Raw genomic sequence first — 18318 nt, 5'->3', positions numbered from 1 at the left:
CCGCTCAGCCCTTCATCACGTTGACATCATCGACCGCGATCGAGCCGCGGTTGCGGAAGAACACCACCAGGATCGCCAGGCCGATGGCGGCCTCGGCGGCGGCCACGGTCAGGATGAACATGGTGAACACCTGCCCCGCCAGATCGCCCAGATGGGCCGAGAAGGCCACGAAGTTGATGTTGACCGACAGCAGGATCAGTTCGATCGACATCAGGATGACGATGACGTTCTTGCGGTTCACGAAGATGCCGAAGATCCCGGCGACGAATAAAATCGCCCCTACGACAAGGTAATGTGTCAAGCTGATCATCGTCTTTTCGTCCCTCCGGGCCATCCGCCCGTTCAATATCAGTCAGCGATGCAAGGGCCTTACAGCCCCTGCCCCGGCTTCACGTCGCGCAGTTCCATGGCCTTGGCCGGGTCGCGCCACATCTGTTCCAGCACGTCCTGGCGCTTGATGTCGCGGCGGTGGCGCATGGTCAGGGTGATCGCGCCGATCATGGCGACCAACAGGATCAGGCCCGCGATCTGGAACGGCAGCAGATAGCGGTCATAGAGCACCGTGCCAATGGCTTGCGTGTTCAGCCCATGGTCCAGGATGGGCGCGGTGCGCAGCCCCTCGGCCTGGATCGAGGCCTCCCACCCGCCGAAGGCGATGGCAAGCTGGGCCAGCAGGACGATCCCGATCAGGGCCGCCAGTGGCAGATAGCCCGCCAGTTCGCCGCGAAGCTGCGCGAAATCCACGTCCAGCATCATCACGACGAACAGGAACAGCACGGCCACGGCGCCGACATAGACGATCACCAGCAGCATCGCCACGAACTCGGCCCCCTGCAGGACGAACAGCCCCGCCGCCGAGATGAAGGCCAGGATCAGCCACAGCACCGAATGGACCGGATTGCGGGACAGCACCACCATGAAGCCCGCCAGGCAGACCGAGATGGCAAACAGGTAGAAGGCGAAGGTGATCATTCCGGCTGTTTCCCTTCATGTTCGGTGAATACGCCCTGCGCGATTTCCAGGGCCTTCTGCATGGCCGGAATGCCGCCGAACATCCCCATCTGGTAGATGACCTCGGCTACCTCGCGCGCACTCGCGCCCGCCTCGATGGCGTGGCGGATGGTCAGGCGCAACTGCGGCTCGGCGTGCGCCCCCTGCACGGTCAGCGCGGCGAGCGTCACCAGAAGCCGGGTCTTGGCGTCCAGGCCGTCGCGGTTGAAGGTGCGCCCGAACCACATCTCCAGCATGTCCGCCGGCATGGTCGGGATCATCTTCTCGAAGGCGCGCGGGTCAAGGGTTTCCAGCGCAGGGTTGAAGGCGCGGGCCATTTCCTGCCCGGACTGCATCATCTGCTGGAACAGCTTGGCGAAGGCGTCGCTCATCTGTAGGGCGCGTCGATGGACAGGTTGCGGGCGATCTCGGCCTCCCAGCGGGCGCCGTTGTCCAGAAGCTTCTGCTTGTCGTAGAACAGCTCCTCGCGCGTCTCGGTCGCGAATTCGAAGTTCGGGCCTTCCACGATGGCATCGACCGGGCAGGCTTCCTGGCAGAAGCCGCAATAGATGCACTTGGTCATGTCGATGTCATAGCGCGTGGTGCGGCGGCTTCCGTCCTCGCGCGGCTCGGCGTCGATGGTGATGGCCTGGGCCGGGCAGATCGCCTCGCACAGCTTGCAGGCAATGCAGCGTTCCTCGCCGTTGGGATAGCGGCGCAGCGCATGTTCGCCCCGGAAGCGCGGCGATAACGGACCCTTTTCATGGGGATAGTTGATCGTCGGCTTGGGTGCGAAGAAGTATTTCACGGCCACGCCGAATCCCTTCAGGAAATCGACCATCAGGAAATACTTGGTTGCGCGGACGATGTCGAAGGCCATCAGAAATCTTCCCCTTGCTTGGGCGCGGCGAAGCGGTCGAAGGCCGCCACGTATTCGCGCACCCTGGCGCCGTCACGGGACTGTTCGGCACTGTCCAGATTGTTGGCCAGGAAATGCGCGAATTCCGCCTTGTCGGTTTCCGACGCATTTGCCAGCACTTCGGCGATCTTGTTGGAATAAGCCATGGATTACGCTCCTGCCCAGCGGGCCCAGAAGGAACCGAAAACCTCGTACCGCGCCAGGAAGGCGATCAGGACGACCCAGCCCAGCGACAGGGGCAGGAACACCTTCCAGCCGATCCGCATCAGCTGGTCATAGCGATACCGCGGCACCAGCGCCTTCACCATGGCGAACATCCAGAACCAGAAGACCATCTTCAGGAACATCCAGAGCGCGCCGTCGGGAATGCCGGGAATGGGCGAGAGCCAGCCGCCGAAGAACAGCAGCGAAATCAGCGCGCACATCAGCCAGATGGCGATGTATTCGCCCGCCATGAACAGCAGGTAGGGGGTCGAGGAATATTCGACCATGAAGCCCGCGACCAGTTCTGATTCAGCCTCGGCCAGATCGAAGGGCGGACGGTTGGTTTCGGCCAGGGCGCTGACGAAGAACAGCACCAGCATCGGGAAATGCGGCAGCCAGTACCAGGACAGCAGACCTGCGCCCGCCTGCGCCTCGACAATGGCGCTGATGTTCATCGACCCGGTCGAGATGATGACGCCGATGATGATCAGGCCCAGGCTGACCTCATACGAGATCATCTGCGCCGCCGCCCGCAGCGACGACAGGAACGGGTATTTCGAGTTCGAGGCCCAGCCGCCCATGATCACGCCATACACCTCGAGCGAGGAGACGGCGAAGATGAACAGGATGCCCACGTTGATGTCGGCCATTACCCAGCCGGGTGCGAAGGGGATCGCGACAAAGGCCAGCAGCGCCAGCGTCATCGACAGGAAGGGCGCCAGGAAGAAGACGAACTTGTCCGCCCCGGCGGGAATGACGATTTCCTTCAGCACGTATTTCAGCGCGTCCGCGAAGGTCTGCAGCAGGCCCCAGGGACCAACCACGTTCGGGCCGCGCCGCATCTGCACGGCGGCCCAGATCTTGCGGTCGCCATAGACCAGAAAGATCAGCGACAGCATGACGAAGGCGATCACCGCCAGTCCCTGCGCCAGCAGCAGGATCGCCATGCCCAGAGAGGATGCCCAGAATTCAGCCATGCCCGTCCCTATCTCCTTACGCCGCGGGAATGCCGCGCGCCTTGCACTCGCGCAAGGTTTCTTCCGTTTCCATCACCCGCAGACCCATCGGCTTTCTGTCCGACAGCGTGAACGCGGCCCCGATCATCAGCTTGCCATCGCGCGTGTCCTGCAGCGTGCGCACATGGCGCCCGTAAGGTCCGCCATTCTGTTTGGCCCAACCAGCCAGCGCGCAGGTGGCATACGAGAAGGCGATGTCGGCGTCCACCCCCTTGCGCAAGGTGGCCGTCACCTCGACCAGATCCGACTTGCCGCCGGGGCTGAGCGATGCCACGCGCGCGCCCATGAAATCGGCGGGATCGACCTCGGTCCCCTCGGCCCAGGTGGGCAGCGCGGGCTGGGTGCGGGCGGCAAATTCCTCAAGCGCCTTTTCCTGGGCGGTCTGGCGCGGCGGCAGGTCGGACGCCACGCCCGCGCCCAGGTCCAGATCCAGGTTCGCGTTCAGCGCCATCAGGTCGGCCTCGGTCACGGCAAAGGCGTCCTGCCCTTCGGGGCTGTCCAGCGCCATGGTGGTCACGCTGCCGTCGGGCTCCAGAATCAGGATCTCGCCCGACTTGGTGGAAATGCGCGCCAGGGTCAGCGGTGCCTTGCCCTCCGCCGCGCCGGGGGTGACGACCTTGGCGGTCATCGTCTCGGGCTTGGGCTTCGGCCGACCGTCGCCAGCATCATTCCCGCAGCCGGCCAGCAGCGCAGCCCCGGCAAGGGCTGCGACGGCAAGACGGGGCTGGCGGGATGCTGGCCACATGTCTGTCACTCGGCCGCCATGGCAGGCGCGTTGCGCGCCGCCGCCATCCGGGACAGCTCGCCCATCAGGGGCGAAGACCGGGCGATCGGGTTCGTCAGGTAGAAGTCCTTGACCGCATAGCGGAACGTCGCCTTCCCCATGTCCAGCCGGTCCAGCGCGCGCCATTCGTTTTCCGGCACCTGGTCGATCATCGCCAGATGCGGCACGGCCTGGACCAGGGCGCGGCGCAGTTGCGTCAGGCTGTCCCAGGGCAGCGTCTGGCCCAGTTCGGCCGACAGCGCCCGCAGGATGGCCCAGTTCTCCTTGGCCTCGCCCGGCGCGAAGTTTGCGCGCAGCGCCAGTTGCGGGCGGCCCTCGGTGTTCACGAACAGGCCGTTTTCTTCCGTGTAGCAGGCGGCGGGCAGGATGATGTCGGCGCGATGCGCGCCCCGGTCGCCATGGCTGCCCTGATAGATCACGAAGGCGCCGGGGGCCACGTCCACCTCGTCCGCGCCCAGGTTGTAGATCACCTCGGCCCCGTCGATGGCGGCAGCCATGCCGCCCTCGGTCACGGCGCCCACGTCCATCGCGCCAACGCGCGAGGCTGCGGTGTGCAGGATCATCAGCTTGCAGTCGTCCAGTTCGCAGATGCGCATGGCATTGGCCAGCACGGCCTCTCCATCCGCCTCGCGCAGCGCTCCCTGCCCCACGATCACGATGCCGGGCGTGCCTGCGGTGGATTTCAGATCGTCCTTCACCAAATGCGACAGCACCGCCCGGTCATTGCCGTGGTGGTGATAGTCATAGGTCAGATCGACCGGATCCCCGATCAGCGCGACCTGCGCGCCATGCGCCCAGGCCTTGCGGATGCGGGCGTTCAGCACCGGCGCTTCCTCGCGCGGGTTGGTGCCAATCAGCAGGATGCGTTTCGCGCTGTCGATATCGGCAATCGTCGCCGTGCCGACATAGGCACCGCGATTGCCCGCAGGCAGACGCGCGCCGTCGGTGCGGCATTCGACATTGCCGCCCAAGCCTTCGACCAGTTGCTTCAGGCTGAAGGCGGCCTCGACCGGGGCCAGATCGCCCACCAGACCGGCCACCTTGCGGCCCTTCATCGCGGCTGCGGCCGCCGTCAGCGCCTCATCCCAGGTCGCCGGGCGCAGCTTGCCATTGTCGCGGATATAGGGCTTGTCCAGCCGCTGGCGGCGCAGCCCATCCCAGACGAAGCGGGTCTTGTCGCTGATCCATTCCTCGTTCACGCCGTCATGGTTGCGCGGCAGGATGCGCATGACCTCGCGGCCCTTCACGTCCACGCGGATATTGCTGCCAAGCGCGTCCATCACGTCGATGGTCTCGGTCTTGCGCAGTTCCCACGGGCGGGCCTTGAAGGCATAGGGCCGGCTGACCAATGCGCCCACCGGGCACAGGTCGATGATATTGCCCTGCAGGTTCGAGGCAAGCGTTTCGTTCAGATAGCTGGTGATCTCGCTGTCCTCGCCGCGCCCGGTCTGGCCCATCTGGCTGATGCCCGCGACCTCGGTCGTGAAGCGCACGCAGCGGGTGCAGCTGATGCAGCGGGTCATGTGGGTTTCGACCAACGGCCCGAGGTTCAGTTCCTCGGCAGCGCGCTTCGGCTCTCGATACCGGCTGAAGTCCACGCCGTAAGCCATTGCCTGGTCTTGCAGATCGCATTCGCCGCCCTGGTCGCAGATCGGGCAGTCCAGCGGGTGGTTGATGAGCAGGAACTCCATCACGCCTTCCCGCGCCTTCTTCACCATGGGGCTGTTGGTGCGGATCTCCGACGGCGCGCCATCGGGACCGGGCCGCAGGTCTTTCACCTGCATGGCGCAGGACGCGGCAGGCTTGGGGGGGCCGCCCACGACCTCGACCAGGCACATCCGGCAGTTGCCCGCGATGGAAAGGCGTTCGTGATAGCAGAAGCGCGGGATCTCGATCCCCGCCTGCTCGCAGGCCTGGATCAGGGTCAGGTTGGGATCGACCGCGATCTCAACATCGTCAATCTTGATCGTGCGCAAATCGGCCATCGGCTTTCTTCCTTACCTGGCAACCAGAAGCGATCCGGCGATCGTCTTCCGGGCTATCTCTTGCTGCCCCAGACGGCAGAACGTGTCGGGCTGGCCATTCACTACCCCATTGGCGACCATGTACCGGTCTGCCTCGGCATAGATGCGGCGACGCTCCTCCTTGCTGTCGAGGAAGGCGTCGATCTGCGCGTCGGTGTAACCCTGGTCCTTGGCATAGCGCTTCAGCTTTCGCGCCTCGGAGAACGCGCGGACAAGGCGCGCGTCAAGCGTCGGGCAACCCCGACGCAGCATGTCGGCCACCCGTGCCTGGACCAGGCTGTCGTTGATGTGGCGTTCCTGCGACAAGGGCGGCAGGGCGGCGGCGGGCGCGGCAAGCGCAACCACGCAGGGCAGCGCAACAAGCGCCGCCCTTGCCCTGCCCCGATATGCCGCCAGCCCCCTCATTCCGCAGCCATCGCCCCCATGCGGCCGGTGCGCTTGGCCTTGATGCGGTCCTCGATCTCCTCGCGGAAATTGCGGATCAGGCCCTGGATCGGCCAGGCGGCGGCATCGCCAAGGGCGCAGATCGTGTGGCCCTCGACCTGCTTGGTCACGTCGAACAGCATGTCGATTTCCTCGACCTCGGCATCGCCGCGCACCAGACGCTCCATCACCCGCATCATCCAGCCGGTGCCTTCGCGGCAGGGCGTGCACTGGCCGCAGCTTTCGTGCTTGAAGAACTTGGACAGCCGCCAGATCGCCTTGATGACATCGGTCTGCTGGTCCATCACAATCATGCAAGCGGTGCCGAAGGACGACCGCAGCTCGCGCATCCCGTCATAGTCCATGATGGCGTTTTCGCACTGCTCGGCGGTCAGCACCGGGCAAGAGGCGCCACCGGGGATCACGGCCTTGAGGTTCTTCCAGCCGCCGCGCACGCCGCCGCCATGCTTCTCGATCAGTTCCTTCATGCTGATCGACATGGCTTCCTCGACCACGCAGGGCGTGTTGAGGTGCCCGGTCAGGCCGAACAGCTTGACGCCCGCGTTGTTGGGGCGACCGAAGCCCGCGAACCATTCCGGCCCGCGCCGCAGGATGGTCGGCGTCACGGCGATGGATTCGACGTTGTTCACGGTGGTCGGGCAGCCGTAAAGCCCCGCGCCCGCCGGGAACGGCGGCTTCATGCGGGGCATCCCCTTCTTGCCTTCCAAGCTCTCCAGCAGCGCGGTTTCCTCGCCGCAGATATAGGCCCCGGCGCCGTGATGCAGGTACAGGTCGAAGTCCCAGCCGGACCCGGCGGCGTTGGCGCCCAGCAGCCCCGCGTCATAGCATTCGTCGATGGCGGCTTGCAGCGCCTCGCGCTCGCGGATGAACTCGCCGCGGATATAGATATAGGCCGCGTGCGCCCCCATGGCGAAGCTGGCGATCAGCGCGCCCTCGATCAGCGTATGCGGATCGTGGCGCATGATCTCGCGGTCCTTGCAGGTCGCGGGTTCGGATTCGTCGGCGTTGATGACCAGATAGGACGGGCGGCCATCGGATTCCTTGGGCATGAAGGACCACTTGAGGCCGGTCGGAAAGCCCGCCCCCCCGCGCCCGCGCAGCCCGGATGCCTTCACCTGCTCCACGATCTTGTCGCGCCCACGGGCGATGATCTCGGCGGTGCCGTCCCAGTGACCGCGCTTGCGTGCGCCCGCCAGGCTACGGTCGCCCATCCCGTAGAGGTTGGTAAAAATGCGATCCTGATCTTTCAGCATCCTGCTCTCAATCCTCTCATCCGGGCGTCACGCATTCCTGCGCCGCCAGATACGCCAGGTCACGATCAGCGACCAGACAAAAGCACCAATGGCGGCCAGATCCGCCAGAAAAGCCCATTTGCCGGCCCAGCCATATTGCTGCCCCAGCCATTGAACCAGAAGCCAGCCGCACATCGCGACGGCGATCACCAGGGCTGCCAGCCGCATCTGGCCCGCGTCGCGATCCTGCCCCGTTCCAGCCATCGTCCGACCTTCCGCTGCTAGCCGCCTGTCGTCTCGTCCTTCTGTTCCGCGTCCTCGATCCTGCGGATGCCGGCCGGGTTGCGGTCCGATACCGGGCGCGCGACTGACCCCGCCTGCGCCTCCTGCTCGGTCACGCCGGTCGCGTCCGCAGGCTTGCCCTCAGCCGGGCGCGGTTCATGTTCGGGGGCGGTGTCGCGGCCCGTCCGGTCGTCCGCCGCGGCATCGGGATTGCGCAGCCACTTGGTCAGGATCGGAACCTCGGTCCCGTCGATGCGCTTGACCGTCTCGCCGATGTCGCGCGCCAGGGCGGCGCTGGCGTTCAGGCTGTCGCCCTGCCCCTTCAGACCGGCCAGACTGGTCGGCCCGCCCAGCGGCTCGGACGAGAAGCGCCCGTTCTGCGGACCCGGCAGCGGCACCTGACCGGCCGAAAAGGCGTCGATCAGTTCTTCCAGCCGGGCAGGCGTCAGGTCTTCATAGAAATCCTTGCCGATCTGGGCCATGGGCGCGTTCGAGCAGGCACCCAGGCACTCGACCTCTTCCCAGCTGAACTTGCCGTCAGCGGACAGCGTGTGCGGCGTCGGCGCGATCTTGCGCTTGCAGACCTCGATCAGTTCCTCGGCCCCGCAGATCATGCAGGTCGTGGTGCCGCAAATCTGGATATTCGCAACCGTTCCAACAGGCTGAAGCTGGAACATGAAGTAGAATGTCGCAACTTCCAGCGCCCGGATATAGGGCATCCCCAGCAGTTCGGCGCAGTATTCGATGGCGGGCCGCGACAGCCAGCCTTCCTGTTCCTGCGCGCGCCACAGCACCGGAATGATTGCCGATTGCTGGCGGCCTTCCGGGTATTTGGTCATCTGGGCATAAGCCCAGTCCAGATTGGCAGGCGTGAATTCGAAGCTGTCCGGCTGGACGGGCGAAAGACGACGGAGCATCAGCGGTCAACCTCTCCGAACACGACATCGAAGGTGGCAATCATTGCGGGGACATCGGCCAGCAGGTGGCCCTTGGCAAGGAAGTCCATGGATTGCAGGTGTAGAAAACCGGGCGCGCGCAATTTGGCGCGATAGGGTTTGTTCGTCCCGTCGCTGACCAGGTAAACGCCGAACTCGCCCTTGGGCGCCTCAACGGCCGCATAAACCTCGCCCGCCGGAACCCGGAAGCCTTCGGTGTAAAGCTTGAAGTGGTGGATCAGGCTTTCCATGTCGCGCTTCATATCGCCGCGCCTGGGCGGGGTCAGTTTGCCGCGCGCCAGAACATCGCCCGCAGGTTCGGCCCGCAGCTTCTGGATGGCCTGCTTCATGATCTTGGTCGATTCCCGCATTTCCTGCATGCGGATCAGATAACGGTCATAGCTATCGCCATTGCGGCCGACCGGGATCTGGAAGTCGAATTCGTCATAGCATTCATAGGGCTGCGACCGCCGCAAGTCCCAGGCCAACCCCGACCCGCGCGCCATCACCCCCGAATAGCCCCAGTCCAGGGCATCCTGTTCCGTGGCGATGCCGATATCCACCAGGCGCTGCTTGAAGATCCGGTTCTCGGTCAGCAGCGTGTCCAGGTCGTCCAGGATTTTCGGGAAGCGGTCGCACCACGCGTCGATGTCGTCGATCAGATCGGGCGGCAGATCCTGATGCACGCCGCCGGGCCGGAAGTAGTTCGCGTGCAGGCGCGACCCGCTGGCGCGTTCGTAGAAGATCATCAGATCTTCACGCGGCTCGAACCCCCACAAGGGCGGGGTCAGGGCGCCCACGTCCATGGCCCCGGTCGTCACGCCCAACAGGTGGTTCAGGATGCGGCCGATTTCCGCATACAGAACCCGGATCAGGCTGGCCCGGCGTGGCACCACGGTGCCGGTCAGACGCTCGATCGCCAGGCACCAGGCATGTTCCTGGTTCATGGGCGAGACGTAATCCAGCCGGTCGAAATAGGGCAGGTTCTGCAGGTAGGTCCGGCTTTCCATCAGCTTTTCGGTGCCGCGATGCAGCAGGCCGATATGCGGATCGGCGCGTTCCACGACCTCTCCGTCCAGTTCCAGCACCATGCGCAGCACGCCATGGGCCGCAGGGTGCTGGGGACCGAAGTTGATGTTGAAGTTGCGGATCTTCTGTTCGCCCACCAGCGTGTCCAGCGAGCCGTCGTCATAGGTGTTGGTGCGGATATCGCCGTCCATGGCCTTACCCCTTGGTCTTTTCGTCGCCGGGCAGCACGTATTTCGCGCCCTCCCACGGCGAGAGGAAGTCGAACTGGCGGTATTCCTGCGTCAGCCGGACGGGTTCATAGACCACGCGCTTTTCGGATTCGTCATAGCGAACCTCGACATAGCCTGTGGTCGGGAAGTCCTTGCGCAGGGGATAGCCGCTGAAGCCATAGTCCGTCAGGATGCGCCGCAGGTCCGGGTGACCCGAGAACAGGATCCCGAACATGTCGAAGACCTCGCGCTCGAACCAGTTGGCGCAGGGAAAGATGCGCGTCATCGACGGGACGATCTCGTCCTCGCGGATGGCGATCTTCACGCGGATGCGGTGGTTCTGGTACATCGACAGCAGGTGCCAGACCACGTCGAAACGCTGCGGGCGTTCGGGATAGTCAACGGCGGTGATGTCCACCAGCGTGGAAAAGCGGCAGCTGCTGTCGCTGCGCAGGAACTCGATCAGGTCCACGATGCCGGATAGCGTCGAGGTCACGGTCAGCTCGCCAAAGGCGACAGTCGCCTCCAGAACCTGGTCTCCGCAGCGCAGCTTCAGGTGTTCGGCCAGTTGGTCAAGCGCCTCGATGTCGGGATAGACAGCCATGGCTTACCTCACCAGCGTGCCGGTGCGCCGGATGCGGCGCTGAAGTTGCAGGATGCCATACAGCAGCGCCTCGGCCGTGGGCGGGCAGCCGGGGACATAGATGTCCACGGGGACGATGCGGTCGCAGCCGCGCACCACGGAATAGCTGTAATGGTAATAGCCGCCGCCATTGGCGCAGCTTCCCATGCTGATGACATAGCGCGGTTCCGGCATCTGGTCATAGACCTTGCGCAGCGCCGGGGCCATCTTGTTGGTCAGCGTGCCCGCCACGATCATCAGGTCCGACTGGCGCGGGGAGGCGCGCGGCGCCGTGCCGAAGCGTTCCACGTCATAGCGCGGCATCGAGGTATGCATCATCTCGACCGCGCAGCAGGCCAGGCCGAAGGTCATCCAGTGCAAGGAGCCGTTGCGGGCCCAGTTGATGATGTCCTCGGTCGTGGTCAGCAGGAAGCCCTTGTCCTGCAATTCGCGATTCAGCGCGGCGGTCGCGACCTCGCGGTCGGGACCGGCCGTATTCGCCCCGGTCATCACGCCCATTCAAGCGCCCCCTTCTTCCATTCGTAGGCAAAGCCCACGGTCAGCACCGCCAGGAACACGATCATCGACCAGAAGGCCGCATCCGTCAGGCCCGCGAAGCTGACCGCCCAAGGAAACAGGAAGGCCACTTCCAGGTCGAAGATGATGAACAGGATCGACACCAGATAGAATCGCACGTCGAACTTCATCCGCGCATCGTCGAAGGCGTTAAATCCGCATTCATAGGCACTGACCTTTTCCGGGTCCGGGTTGCGCACGGCAATCACCACGGCGGCGAGGATCAGGACCAGCGCCAGGGCGGACGCCATCCCCGCAAAGACGAGGATCGGCAGATAGTCCTGCAGCAGAGTTTCCACGGGCAAGTTCCCCTTGTCGGCCGCGGAAAAGCTGTGGCTGCCCGCGACGGGTTAGCTAAGCGCCCGTTTAGACCCGCGGGCCAGCGGGGTCAACGGGCGCCTGATCTGGATCGCAGCCCCTGGCCGGGGCCACCCTGGCGCCGATATGTTCATGCGGGATGCCCTGTTCCAGACGCTGCCTGCGGTTCCCGTCCACAGGTGCCGCGACGTTACGACCGGACGGGGCAAGGGGTCATTGCCGCGCCGCAACGCAAAGAAGGCAGCCCAGGGACTGCCTTCGATCCTTAAGCCTTTTCGGGGATCACATCCCAGCGGCCTTGCAATCGGCCAGGGTGATGATCTCCATGTTGATCTTGCCCGAGAACTGGTCGGCGTCCTGGTTGCCTTCCACGCCGGTCGTGGCGGTCGCCGCGGCATCGGTATCGCCAGCGGCGGCCGTGGCCGGATCGGGCGTGTCGTCATCCTGATTGCCTTCGTTGCCGGTGGTCGGCTTGGCGGTATCCATGGTTCCGGCATCCGCGTCAGGCCCCGTGCCGGACACCGAGTCGTCGTCGGCATTGCCCGAGTTTCCGGCATCGCCACCGGCCTCGGTCGCGCCGGCGGCCTGGTCGTCCGATCCCATCGCAAGGGTGCGGCAATGTTCGGCCACGGCCGCGCGGTCCGCCTCGTTGATCTGCTGGGTGCCGATCATGTTCTGCGCAAAGGCGGTCGAGCCGAAGCCGAGAACGGCAGCCATGGCAAGCGGGGCGGTAAGCGTCTTGATCTTCATCGCAATCCTCCAAGTGTGGCGTTAGGCATTGAATTGCCGGACCAACACGCAAGCCGCCCGCTTGTTCCGCCCGGCCCCAACACAAGAACGTAGAACATGGCGCGGGAACCGCCCGATGGGTGGCTGCATTGCTTCACCCCATGCGTTGCGTTTGGCCCGCCAAAGGGTTATTTCTGCCCGAACCGCGACCGAAAAGGACATGGCCTTGCGCGATCTTCGGATTCCCGACCAGCGACACCCGGAAAAAGCCCACCGGCCCGACCAGGCGCAACCCAAGAAGCCCGACTGGATCCGCGTCAAGGCCCCCACCTCCGAGGGCTACAAGCGCACCCGCGACATCATGAAGGACAACCGCCTGTCCACCGTCTGCGAGGAAGCGGGCTGTCCGAACGTGGGCGAATGCTGGTCCCAGGGCCACGCCACCATGATGATCATGGGCGAGATCTGCACGCGCGGCTGCACCTTCTGCAACGTGGCCACCGGCAAGCCCAACGCGCTTGACGTGTTCGAACCGGGCCGTGTCGCCCATGCCGTCCAGAAACTGGGGCTGAAGCATGTCGTCATCACATCGGTGGACCGCGACGACCTGGACGACGGCGGGGCGGATCATTTCGCGCAAACCATCCGCGCCATCCGCCACCGCAGCCCCGATTCGACCATCGAGGTTCTGACCCCCGACTTCCTCAAGTCGAAGCCCGGCGCGCTTGAGGTCGTGGTCGAGGCGCGGCCCGATGTCTTCAACCACAACCTGGAAACGGTTCCGGCGCTCTATCCCACCGTCCGCCCCGGCGCGCGCTATTTCCATTCGCTGCGCCTGCTGCAGAAGGTCAAGGAACTGGACCCGGCGATGTTCACCAAGTCCGGCATCATGGTCGGTCTGGGAGAGGACCGGGGCAGCGTCTTGCAGGTCATGGACGACATGCGCGCGGCCGACATCGACTTCATGACCATCGGCCAGTATCTGCAACCCACGCCCAAGCATCACCGCGTGGACCGCTTCGTCACGCCCGAGGAATTCGCGGGCTATGAAAAGGCGGCCTATGGCAAGGGCTTCCTGATGGTCTCGGCCACGCCGCTGACGCGGTCGTCCTATCACGCGGGCGACGATTTCGCCCGGCTGCGCGCCGCCCGGCTGCAAAAGCTGGGCCGCGCCTGACCCCTTGCAAATATCCGCGGCCCGGAATAATCGGGTCGCAAGAAGGCCCGAGTGACGGAATGGTAGACGTAGCGGATTCAAAATCCGCCGCCGCAAGGCATGTCGGTTCGAGTCCGACCTCGGGTACCAGCCTTTTCCCCTGACGATCGAGGATGGCGGCCCTAATGGGCCTGCCCCTTCTTGCGCAGCCGGGCGTTGCGCGCCCACATGTTCAGCCCCTCGACCAAGGCTGAAAACGCCATGGCGGCATAGACATAGCCTTTCGGGACATGCACGCCGAAGCCTTCCGCGATCAGGGTGGTGCCGATCAGCAGCAGGAAGGACAGCGCCAGCATCACGATGGTGGGGTTCTTGCCGATGAATGCCGCCAGCGGGTTCGCGGCCAGCAGCATCACGGTCACGGCGGCAAGAACGGCCACCACCATGATCTCCACATGCGGCGTCATGCCCACGGCGGTGATGATGCTGTCGATGGAAAACACCAGATCCAGGATCAGGATCTGCACGATGGCGCTGCCGAAGGTCATGCCCGCAACGCCGACCATCGTGTCTTCGTGGTCGGCCGGATCGACGTGGTGATGGATTTCCTTTGTGGCCTTCCAGACCAGGAACAGGCCCCCGGCGATCAGGATCATGTCTTTCCAGGACAGTTCATTCCCCAGGATCGTCACGACCGGCTGCGTCAGTTGCACGATCCAGGCGATGGTGGCCAGCAAACCCAGCCGCAGGATCAGCGCCAGGCCGATGCCCACCTTGCGCGCCCGTTCCCGCTGCCCTTCCGGCAGCTTGTTCGACAGGATCGAGATGAACAGCAGGTTGTCTATGCCAAGCACGACCTCCATCACGACAAGGGTGGCAAGGGCCACCCAGGCTTCGGGTTGCTGCACAAGGGCGATGATGTCCTGCATCCGGGAATCCTTCGAGAAAGCGTCGGTCGGGAAGTCCCTTGTTTCCCCGTGGGTTCCGTCGCACCTGCCGCAAAGGCCGGTGCTGCGTCATTGGGACGCAGGGGCTATCCCGCCATCACCCGTTCCCCCGCCTGCGCCAGCGTCGCGGCCAGATCGTCCAGCCAGCCGCCCGCGGGGGTCGAGGCGCGGCGCAGAAGCAGCACCTCTCGCGCGGGCTGGGGGTCGGGAAAGACCACCACCGACAGGCCGGGGGCGGCCGCGCGTTCCTGCCGAAGCGCCAGTTGCGGCAGGAAGGTCAGCCCCATCCCCTGCGCGGCAAGCCTGCACAGCGTGGACAGCGAGGCCGCGCCCAGATCCAGCCGCGCGCCCCGGCGGGTCAGGCCGCAAACCTCCAGCGCCTGGTCGCCCAGGCAATGGCCTTCGTCCAGCAAAAGCAACTGGCCGGGATCCAGGTCACGCGGCTCGGGGCGGCGCGCCCCGATGCGGGCGATCTGCTCGGCGCTGCCCGCCAGCAGGAAGCGGTCGGCGAACAAGGGCGTCGCGGCAAGGTCCGGGCTTTCGGGCGCGGTCGCCACCACGGCTACGTCCAGCCGCCCCTGGATCAGTTCCTCGACCAGCCGGTCGGTCTGCGCCTCGCGCAGGTGCAGGTCGCGGCCGATGTCCTGGGCGCGCAGGACGGGCAGCGCCTCGGGCAGCAGATAGGGGGCGACGGTGGGGATCATCCCCAGCATCAGCCGTCCGCCCCGCCCCGGCTGGCGCATCCCCTGCTCCAGCCCCGCCATCGCGGCCATCACCTGCCGGGCATAGGCTTCCAGCGCGCGGCCCTGCGGCGTCAGTAGCACCCCCGCTGCGGTTCGTTCGACCAGGGGCGCGCCGACCTCCTCCTCCAGCGCGCGGATCTGCATGGACAGCGCGGGCTGGGTGACATTCATCACCTCGGCCGCGCGGGTGAAATGCGCCTGCTGCGCCAAGGCCAGGAAATAGCGCAACTGGCGAAGGGTGATGTTCATCAGACAACCTTATCGAACTGATCGAATTATCCAATTTCTCTTTATTGCTTTGATTTGGCACAAGCAATCAACCAAGGAAGGAGCCAGACAGTGACCCAGGACAGAACCCGGCCCAGGATGACCACCACGGCAGGCGCGCCGATCGCGTCAAACCAGCACAGCGAGACGGCGGGCGATCGCGGCCCGGTCTTGATGCAGGACTACCAGCTTCTTGAAAAGCTGGCCCACCAGAACCGCGAGCGGATCCCGGAACGCGTCGTCCACGCCAAGGGCTGGGGCGCCTTTGGCACCTTCACCGTGACGCAGGACATCACGCAGTACAGCTGCGCCTCGATCTTCGGCCAGGTCGGCAAGACCACCCCGATGCTGGCGCGGTTTTCCACCGTGGCGGGCGAACTGGGCGCGGCCGACCATGAACGCGACGTTCGCGGCTTTGCCCTGAAGTTCTATACCGACGAAGGCAACTGGGATCTGGTCGGCAACAACACGCCCGTGTTCTTCGTGCGCGACCCGCTGAAGTTCCCCGACTTCATCCACACGCAGAAACGTCACCCGCGCACCAACCTGCGCAGCCCGACGGCGATGTGGGATTTCTGGGGCCAGGTGCCCGAATCGCTGCACCAGGTGACGATCCTGATGTCGGATCGCGGCCTGCCGCAGGATCCGACCTTCATGGACGGCTTCGGCAGCCACACCTATTCCTTCTGGAACAAGGACGGCGAACGCTTCTGGGTGAAGTTCCACTTCAAGACCAAGCAGGGCCACCGTTATTACACCAACGGCGAGGCCGCCGAGATCATCGGCCATACCCGCGAAGGCTATCAGGAGGCGCTGTTCGGCAAGATCGAGCGGGGCGAGTTCCCGCGCTGGACCATGTTCGTGCAGATCATGCCCGAACTGGACGCGGAAAAGACGCCCTATGATCCGTTCGACCTGACCAAGGTCTGGCCGCATGGGGATTATCCGCTGATCGAGGTGGGCGAGTTCGAGCTGAACCGCAATGCCGACAACTATTTCGCGCAGATCGAGCAGGCGGCCTTCAGTCCGTCGAACAAGGTGCGCGGCATCGGCTACAGCCCCGACAAGATGTTGCAGGCTCGCGTCTTCAGCTATGCCGACGCGCATCGCTATCGCCTTGGCACGCATTACGAACACCTACCGGTGAACGCGCCGAAATGCCCGGTCCACCACTATCACAAGGACGGGCAGATGAACTTCTTTGGAGGGGTGACGGGCAGCACGGATGCCTATTACGAGCCGAACAGCCGTGGCGGCGCGACCGAGGATCCGTCCTTCGCCGAACCCCCGCTGCGTCTGAACGGCGTGGCCGCGCGCCAGCCGCACCGGCAGTTGATCGACGACTACGAACAGCCCCGCGCGCTGCATGACCGGGTGCTGAACGACGAGGAGCGCGCCCGGCTTTACAAGAACATCGCCGCCGCGATGGAAGGCGCGGACGAGGATGTGGTCGAACGCGCCCTGGTCCACTTCGACCGGATCAGCCCGGCCTATGCGGCAGGGATCCGTGCCGCGCGCGCCGAGAAAGCCCAGAAGGCCATCGCGGCCGAGTAAGTTCCTGTGGCCCGTAAAGAGTGTCGTTTTTAAAGCTTGACGAGTGACTGTTACTGAAAGGGGCGCCTGAATGGCGCCCCTTTTCAAATGCCCCTACCCGATCAGCCGGGAACCGCTGCCATAGGTTTCCTGGTAATGTCGTTCCAGCCGCATCAGGGCCAGGCGCAAGACGATCTTGCCCGACCGTGCCGACCACCCCAGGCGGCGCTCGGTCAGTTCGATCCCCTCAAGGAAACAGCAGACGCGCAGCACGATGTCGCCCATGCCGGGACCAAGGTCGCGCAGTGCCATGGCCACCCGGTCGCGCGCCGATTCCGAGCCTCCACGATAGCCGCTGCCGCTGCGGCTGACATCGATGCCCGAGGTCATGAAGCCGGTCCAGTTCTGCGTGACGCGCGGTCCCATCTGCGCCAGTTCGAAATCCTCGCGCAGGCGTTCGCCCGCAGCCACCATGCCGGGCGACAGGAAGGGCTTGCCCGCCCCGTCGCGGCGGCGCGCCAGCAGCAGAAGCGGGCTTTCGGCGATGTTGACGCGGGTGCGGCGGCGGCGGCCGTCCTCGGGGTCTTCGATGACGCGGCTGTCCCAGACACGGTGCCGTTCGGCATGATCAAAACCGGCGGCGGCCTCGGCCATTCCCATGTTGTCGTTCGCCACGGGGCTGGCATCGGTGAAATCGGCGGGACCGGGGACGGCCTTCCGCTGGCGCGGCGATCTCAGCATGTCGCGCAACGCGTCGCGCCCGGCGGCGGCGATGGCATAGCGCTGCATCCGGCCCGGAGCGGCCGAGGGCACGACCCAGCCCTTCAGCGCCATGACTTCGGCGATCCAGCGTTCAAGAACGGCGGTGCGGATCTCGTCGCGGCTGATGATGGCCTTGTCCATGCCATCCGCCGTGACCAGAACCGCGCCGGGTTCGGCCAGGCGGCGCAACAGGCGCATCGCCTGCTTGTCATCCAGCTTGCGGGGGCGGTCCGCGCCCTCGGCCAGGGCGCCATCGACCAGGGGGTCGTCGCGCCGCGCCTCGAACCGGCGGATCCGGCGCAGGATGGTCGAGGCGTGGCAGCCTTCCGATCGCGCCAGGGCGCGGATCGACTGCCCCCCTTCGACATGGCGGAGGTAAAGGCGGGCATCGTCGGGCATATCGCCAGCGGGCGCCGGGCTGGCCCCGGTTGGCGAACGGTGCTCCGCGGCAAGGCTGTCGATGGCGAAATCACCGGTCAGAAGCGTCATGTCTGGTCCCTTGTCATCCTTGGCAGCCGGGGGAACTGAACTACCTTGGGTTGCGTTAAGCGTGGTTAATGAAACGGCTGATAAACAGCAGATAGCCGCAACATTCCC

General features: G+C 65.1%; 22 protein-coding genes and 1 tRNA gene. 3 read left to right on the top strand and 20 right to left on the bottom strand.

The window, feature by feature from the left end; genetic code table 11:
- Window positions 1–4: 4 nt before the first annotated feature.
- The 17 genes from nuoK to AAIL68_RS11615 all read right to left on the bottom strand — a co-directional run bounded on the left by nuoK (window position 5) and on the right by AAIL68_RS11615 (window position 12334).
- Window positions 5–310 carry an NADH-quinone oxidoreductase subunit NuoK gene (gene nuoK / locus AAIL68_RS11695; RefSeq protein ID WP_347139955.1) on the bottom strand — a complete coding sequence of 102 codons (306 nt, stop codon included), beginning with the start codon at window positions 308–310 and terminating at the stop codon, window positions 5–7.
- A 59-nt stretch (window positions 311–369) separates the two neighbouring features.
- Entirely contained in the window at window positions 370–972 is a 603-nt protein-coding gene (locus tag AAIL68_RS11690; protein WP_347139954.1) for an NADH-quinone oxidoreductase subunit J, read from the bottom strand.
- A complete protein-coding gene (locus tag AAIL68_RS11685) occupies window positions 969–1382 on the bottom strand; it encodes a carboxymuconolactone decarboxylase family protein (RefSeq protein ID WP_347139953.1) in 414 nt (137 codons plus the stop codon). The genes AAIL68_RS11690 and AAIL68_RS11685 overlap by 4 nt, the downstream gene beginning before the upstream one ends.
- Window positions 1379–1870: an NADH-quinone oxidoreductase subunit NuoI gene (gene nuoI / locus AAIL68_RS11680; protein ID WP_347139952.1), complete on the bottom strand. Its 492-nt coding sequence runs from the start codon at window positions 1868–1870 to the stop codon at window positions 1379–1381. The genes AAIL68_RS11685 and nuoI overlap by 4 nt, the downstream gene beginning before the upstream one ends.
- The gene (locus AAIL68_RS11675) at window positions 1870–2055 is read right to left on the bottom strand and encodes a hypothetical protein (RefSeq protein WP_347139951.1); all 186 of its coding nucleotides are present in this window, start codon (window positions 2053–2055) and stop codon (window positions 1870–1872) included. Before AAIL68_RS11675 ends, nuoI begins: the two co-directional genes overlap by 1 nt.
- A gap of 3 nt (window positions 2056–2058) precedes the next feature.
- Window positions 2059–3090, bottom strand: coding sequence for an NADH-quinone oxidoreductase subunit NuoH (gene nuoH / locus AAIL68_RS11670; RefSeq protein ID WP_347139950.1), 1032 nt, complete (start codon window positions 3088–3090; stop codon window positions 2059–2061).
- Between the two features lie 16 nt (window positions 3091–3106).
- Complete coding sequence (locus AAIL68_RS11665) at window positions 3107–3874, bottom strand: hypothetical protein (RefSeq protein ID WP_347139990.1); 768 nt, start codon at window positions 3872–3874, stop codon at window positions 3107–3109.
- Window positions 3875–3879: 5 nt separating this feature from the next.
- The gene (nuoG, locus tag AAIL68_RS11660) at window positions 3880–5898 is read right to left on the bottom strand and encodes an NADH-quinone oxidoreductase subunit NuoG (RefSeq protein ID WP_347139949.1); all 2019 of its coding nucleotides are present in this window, start codon (window positions 5896–5898) and stop codon (window positions 3880–3882) included.
- Window positions 5899–5910: 12 nt separating this feature from the next.
- On the bottom strand, window positions 5911–6342 hold the full coding sequence (locus AAIL68_RS11655; RefSeq protein WP_347139948.1) for a DUF5333 domain-containing protein: 432 nt from the start codon (window positions 6340–6342) through the stop codon (window positions 5911–5913).
- Window positions 6339–7634, bottom strand: coding sequence for an NADH-quinone oxidoreductase subunit NuoF (nuoF, locus tag AAIL68_RS11650; RefSeq protein ID WP_347139947.1), 1296 nt, complete (start codon window positions 7632–7634; stop codon window positions 6339–6341). The genes AAIL68_RS11655 and nuoF overlap by 4 nt, the downstream gene beginning before the upstream one ends.
- A 27-nt stretch (window positions 7635–7661) precedes the next feature.
- Window positions 7662–7877, bottom strand: a complete 216-nt coding sequence (locus AAIL68_RS11645) for a DUF5337 domain-containing protein (protein WP_347139946.1) — start codon at window positions 7875–7877, stop codon at window positions 7662–7664.
- Between the two features lie 17 nt (window positions 7878–7894).
- Complete coding sequence (gene nuoE / locus AAIL68_RS11640) at window positions 7895–8812, bottom strand: NADH-quinone oxidoreductase subunit NuoE (RefSeq protein WP_347139945.1); 918 nt, start codon at window positions 8810–8812, stop codon at window positions 7895–7897.
- Window positions 8812–10050 (bottom strand): NADH-quinone oxidoreductase subunit D, encoded by a 1239-nt coding sequence (locus AAIL68_RS11635; RefSeq protein WP_347139944.1) that lies wholly within the window; start codon window positions 10048–10050, stop codon window positions 8812–8814. The genes nuoE and AAIL68_RS11635 overlap by 1 nt, the downstream gene beginning before the upstream one ends.
- A 4-nt stretch (window positions 10051–10054) precedes the next feature.
- Window positions 10055–10672 (bottom strand): NADH-quinone oxidoreductase subunit C, encoded by a 618-nt coding sequence (locus AAIL68_RS11630; RefSeq protein WP_347139943.1) that lies wholly within the window; start codon window positions 10670–10672, stop codon window positions 10055–10057.
- Between the two features lie 3 nt (window positions 10673–10675).
- Entirely contained in the window at window positions 10676–11209 is a 534-nt protein-coding gene (locus AAIL68_RS11625) for an NADH-quinone oxidoreductase subunit B family protein (RefSeq protein ID WP_347139942.1), read from the bottom strand.
- Window positions 11200–11565, bottom strand: coding sequence for an NADH-quinone oxidoreductase subunit A (locus tag AAIL68_RS11620; RefSeq protein WP_347139941.1), 366 nt, complete (start codon window positions 11563–11565; stop codon window positions 11200–11202). The genes AAIL68_RS11625 and AAIL68_RS11620 overlap by 10 nt, the downstream gene beginning before the upstream one ends.
- A gap of 301 nt (window positions 11566–11866) precedes the next feature.
- Window positions 11867–12334 carry a hypothetical protein gene (locus AAIL68_RS11615; RefSeq protein WP_347139940.1) on the bottom strand — a complete coding sequence of 156 codons (468 nt, stop codon included), beginning with the start codon at window positions 12332–12334 and terminating at the stop codon, window positions 11867–11869.
- A 199-nt stretch (window positions 12335–12533) separates the two neighbouring features.
- Here AAIL68_RS11615 and lipA point away from each other — a divergent pair, with 199 nt between their 5' ends.
- Window positions 12534–13490 (top strand): lipoyl synthase, encoded by a 957-nt coding sequence (gene lipA / locus AAIL68_RS11610; RefSeq protein WP_347139939.1) that lies wholly within the window; start codon window positions 12534–12536, stop codon window positions 13488–13490.
- A gap of 45 nt (window positions 13491–13535) precedes the next feature.
- Window positions 13536–13619 (top strand) — tRNA-Leu (locus AAIL68_RS11605).
- A gap of 32 nt (window positions 13620–13651) precedes the next feature.
- Here the strand turns inward: AAIL68_RS11605 and AAIL68_RS11600 are convergent.
- Window positions 13652–14398 carry a TerC family protein gene (locus AAIL68_RS11600; protein ID WP_347139938.1) on the bottom strand — a complete coding sequence of 249 codons (747 nt, stop codon included), beginning with the start codon at window positions 14396–14398 and terminating at the stop codon, window positions 13652–13654.
- Window positions 14399–14502: 104 nt separating this feature from the next.
- Window positions 14503–15408, bottom strand: coding sequence for a LysR substrate-binding domain-containing protein (locus AAIL68_RS11595; RefSeq protein ID WP_347139937.1), 906 nt, complete (start codon window positions 15406–15408; stop codon window positions 14503–14505).
- Between the two features lie 117 nt (window positions 15409–15525).
- Here AAIL68_RS11595 and AAIL68_RS11590 point away from each other — a divergent pair, with 117 nt between their 5' ends.
- Entirely contained in the window at window positions 15526–16980 is a 1455-nt protein-coding gene (locus tag AAIL68_RS11590; RefSeq protein WP_347139989.1) for a catalase, read from the top strand.
- Between the two features lie 93 nt (window positions 16981–17073).
- On the opposite strand, the gene AAIL68_RS11585 is transcribed toward AAIL68_RS11590, so the two are convergent.
- Entirely contained in the window at window positions 17074–18210 is a 1137-nt protein-coding gene (locus AAIL68_RS11585; RefSeq protein WP_347139936.1) for a DUF6456 domain-containing protein, read from the bottom strand.
- Between the last annotated feature and the right edge of the window lie 108 nt (window positions 18211–18318).

The sequence above is a fragment of the Paracoccus sp. SSK6 genome (assembly GCF_039770665.1).
Taxonomy (GTDB): domain Bacteria; phylum Pseudomonadota; class Alphaproteobacteria; order Rhodobacterales; family Rhodobacteraceae; genus Paracoccus.
The sequence above is the reverse complement of the archived record's forward strand: the minus strand, read 5'-3'. Positions and strand labels throughout refer to the sequence as shown.

Bases quoted from the DNA above. Each gene is read 5' to 3' on its own strand.
- AAIL68_RS11685 (WP_347139953.1), bottom strand. From the start codon at position 1,382: ATGAGCGACGCCTTCGCCAAGCTGTTCCAGCAGATGATGCAGTCCGGG.
- AAIL68_RS11630 (WP_347139943.1), bottom strand. From the start codon at position 10,672: ATGGCTGTCTATCCCGACATCGAGGCGCTTGACCAACTGGCCGAACAC.
- nuoE (WP_347139945.1), bottom strand. From the start codon at position 8,812: ATGCTCCGTCGTCTTTCGCCCGTCCAGCCGGACAGCTTCGAATTCACG.
- lipA (WP_347139939.1), top strand. From the start codon at position 12,534: ATGGCCTTGCGCGATCTTCGGATTCCCGACCAGCGACACCCGGAAAAA.
- AAIL68_RS11625 (WP_347139942.1), bottom strand. From the start codon at position 11,209: ATGGGCGTGATGACCGGGGCGAATACGGCCGGTCCCGACCGCGAGGTC.
- AAIL68_RS11655 (WP_347139948.1), bottom strand. From the start codon at position 6,342: ATGAGGGGGCTGGCGGCATATCGGGGCAGGGCAAGGGCGGCGCTTGTT.
- AAIL68_RS11595 (WP_347139937.1), bottom strand. From the start codon at position 15,408: ATGAACATCACCCTTCGCCAGTTGCGCTATTTCCTGGCCTTGGCGCAG.
- AAIL68_RS11600 (WP_347139938.1), bottom strand. From the start codon at position 14,398: ATGCAGGACATCATCGCCCTTGTGCAGCAACCCGAAGCCTGGGTGGCC.
- AAIL68_RS11645 (WP_347139946.1), bottom strand. From the start codon at position 7,877: ATGGCTGGAACGGGGCAGGATCGCGACGCGGGCCAGATGCGGCTGGCA.
- nuoG (WP_347139949.1), bottom strand. From the start codon at position 5,898: ATGGCCGATTTGCGCACGATCAAGATTGACGATGTTGAGATCGCGGTC.
- AAIL68_RS11690 (WP_347139954.1), bottom strand. From the start codon at position 972: ATGATCACCTTCGCCTTCTACCTGTTTGCCATCTCGGTCTGCCTGGCG.
- nuoK (WP_347139955.1), bottom strand. From the start codon at position 310: ATGATCAGCTTGACACATTACCTTGTCGTAGGGGCGATTTTATTCGTC.
- AAIL68_RS11615 (WP_347139940.1), bottom strand. From the start codon at position 12,334: ATGAAGATCAAGACGCTTACCGCCCCGCTTGCCATGGCTGCCGTTCTC.
- AAIL68_RS11585 (WP_347139936.1), bottom strand. From the start codon at position 18,210: ATGACGCTTCTGACCGGTGATTTCGCCATCGACAGCCTTGCCGCGGAG.
- AAIL68_RS11675 (WP_347139951.1), bottom strand. From the start codon at position 2,055: ATGGCTTATTCCAACAAGATCGCCGAAGTGCTGGCAAATGCGTCGGAA.
- nuoF (WP_347139947.1), bottom strand. From the start codon at position 7,634: ATGCTGAAAGATCAGGATCGCATTTTTACCAACCTCTACGGGATGGGC.
- AAIL68_RS11665 (WP_347139990.1), bottom strand. From the start codon at position 3,874: ATGTGGCCAGCATCCCGCCAGCCCCGTCTTGCCGTCGCAGCCCTTGCC.
- AAIL68_RS11635 (WP_347139944.1), bottom strand. From the start codon at position 10,050: ATGGACGGCGATATCCGCACCAACACCTATGACGACGGCTCGCTGGAC.
- nuoI (WP_347139952.1), bottom strand. From the start codon at position 1,870: ATGGCCTTCGACATCGTCCGCGCAACCAAGTATTTCCTGATGGTCGAT.
- AAIL68_RS11590 (WP_347139989.1), top strand. From the start codon at position 15,526: ATGACCACCACGGCAGGCGCGCCGATCGCGTCAAACCAGCACAGCGAG.
- nuoH (WP_347139950.1), bottom strand. From the start codon at position 3,090: ATGGCTGAATTCTGGGCATCCTCTCTGGGCATGGCGATCCTGCTGCTG.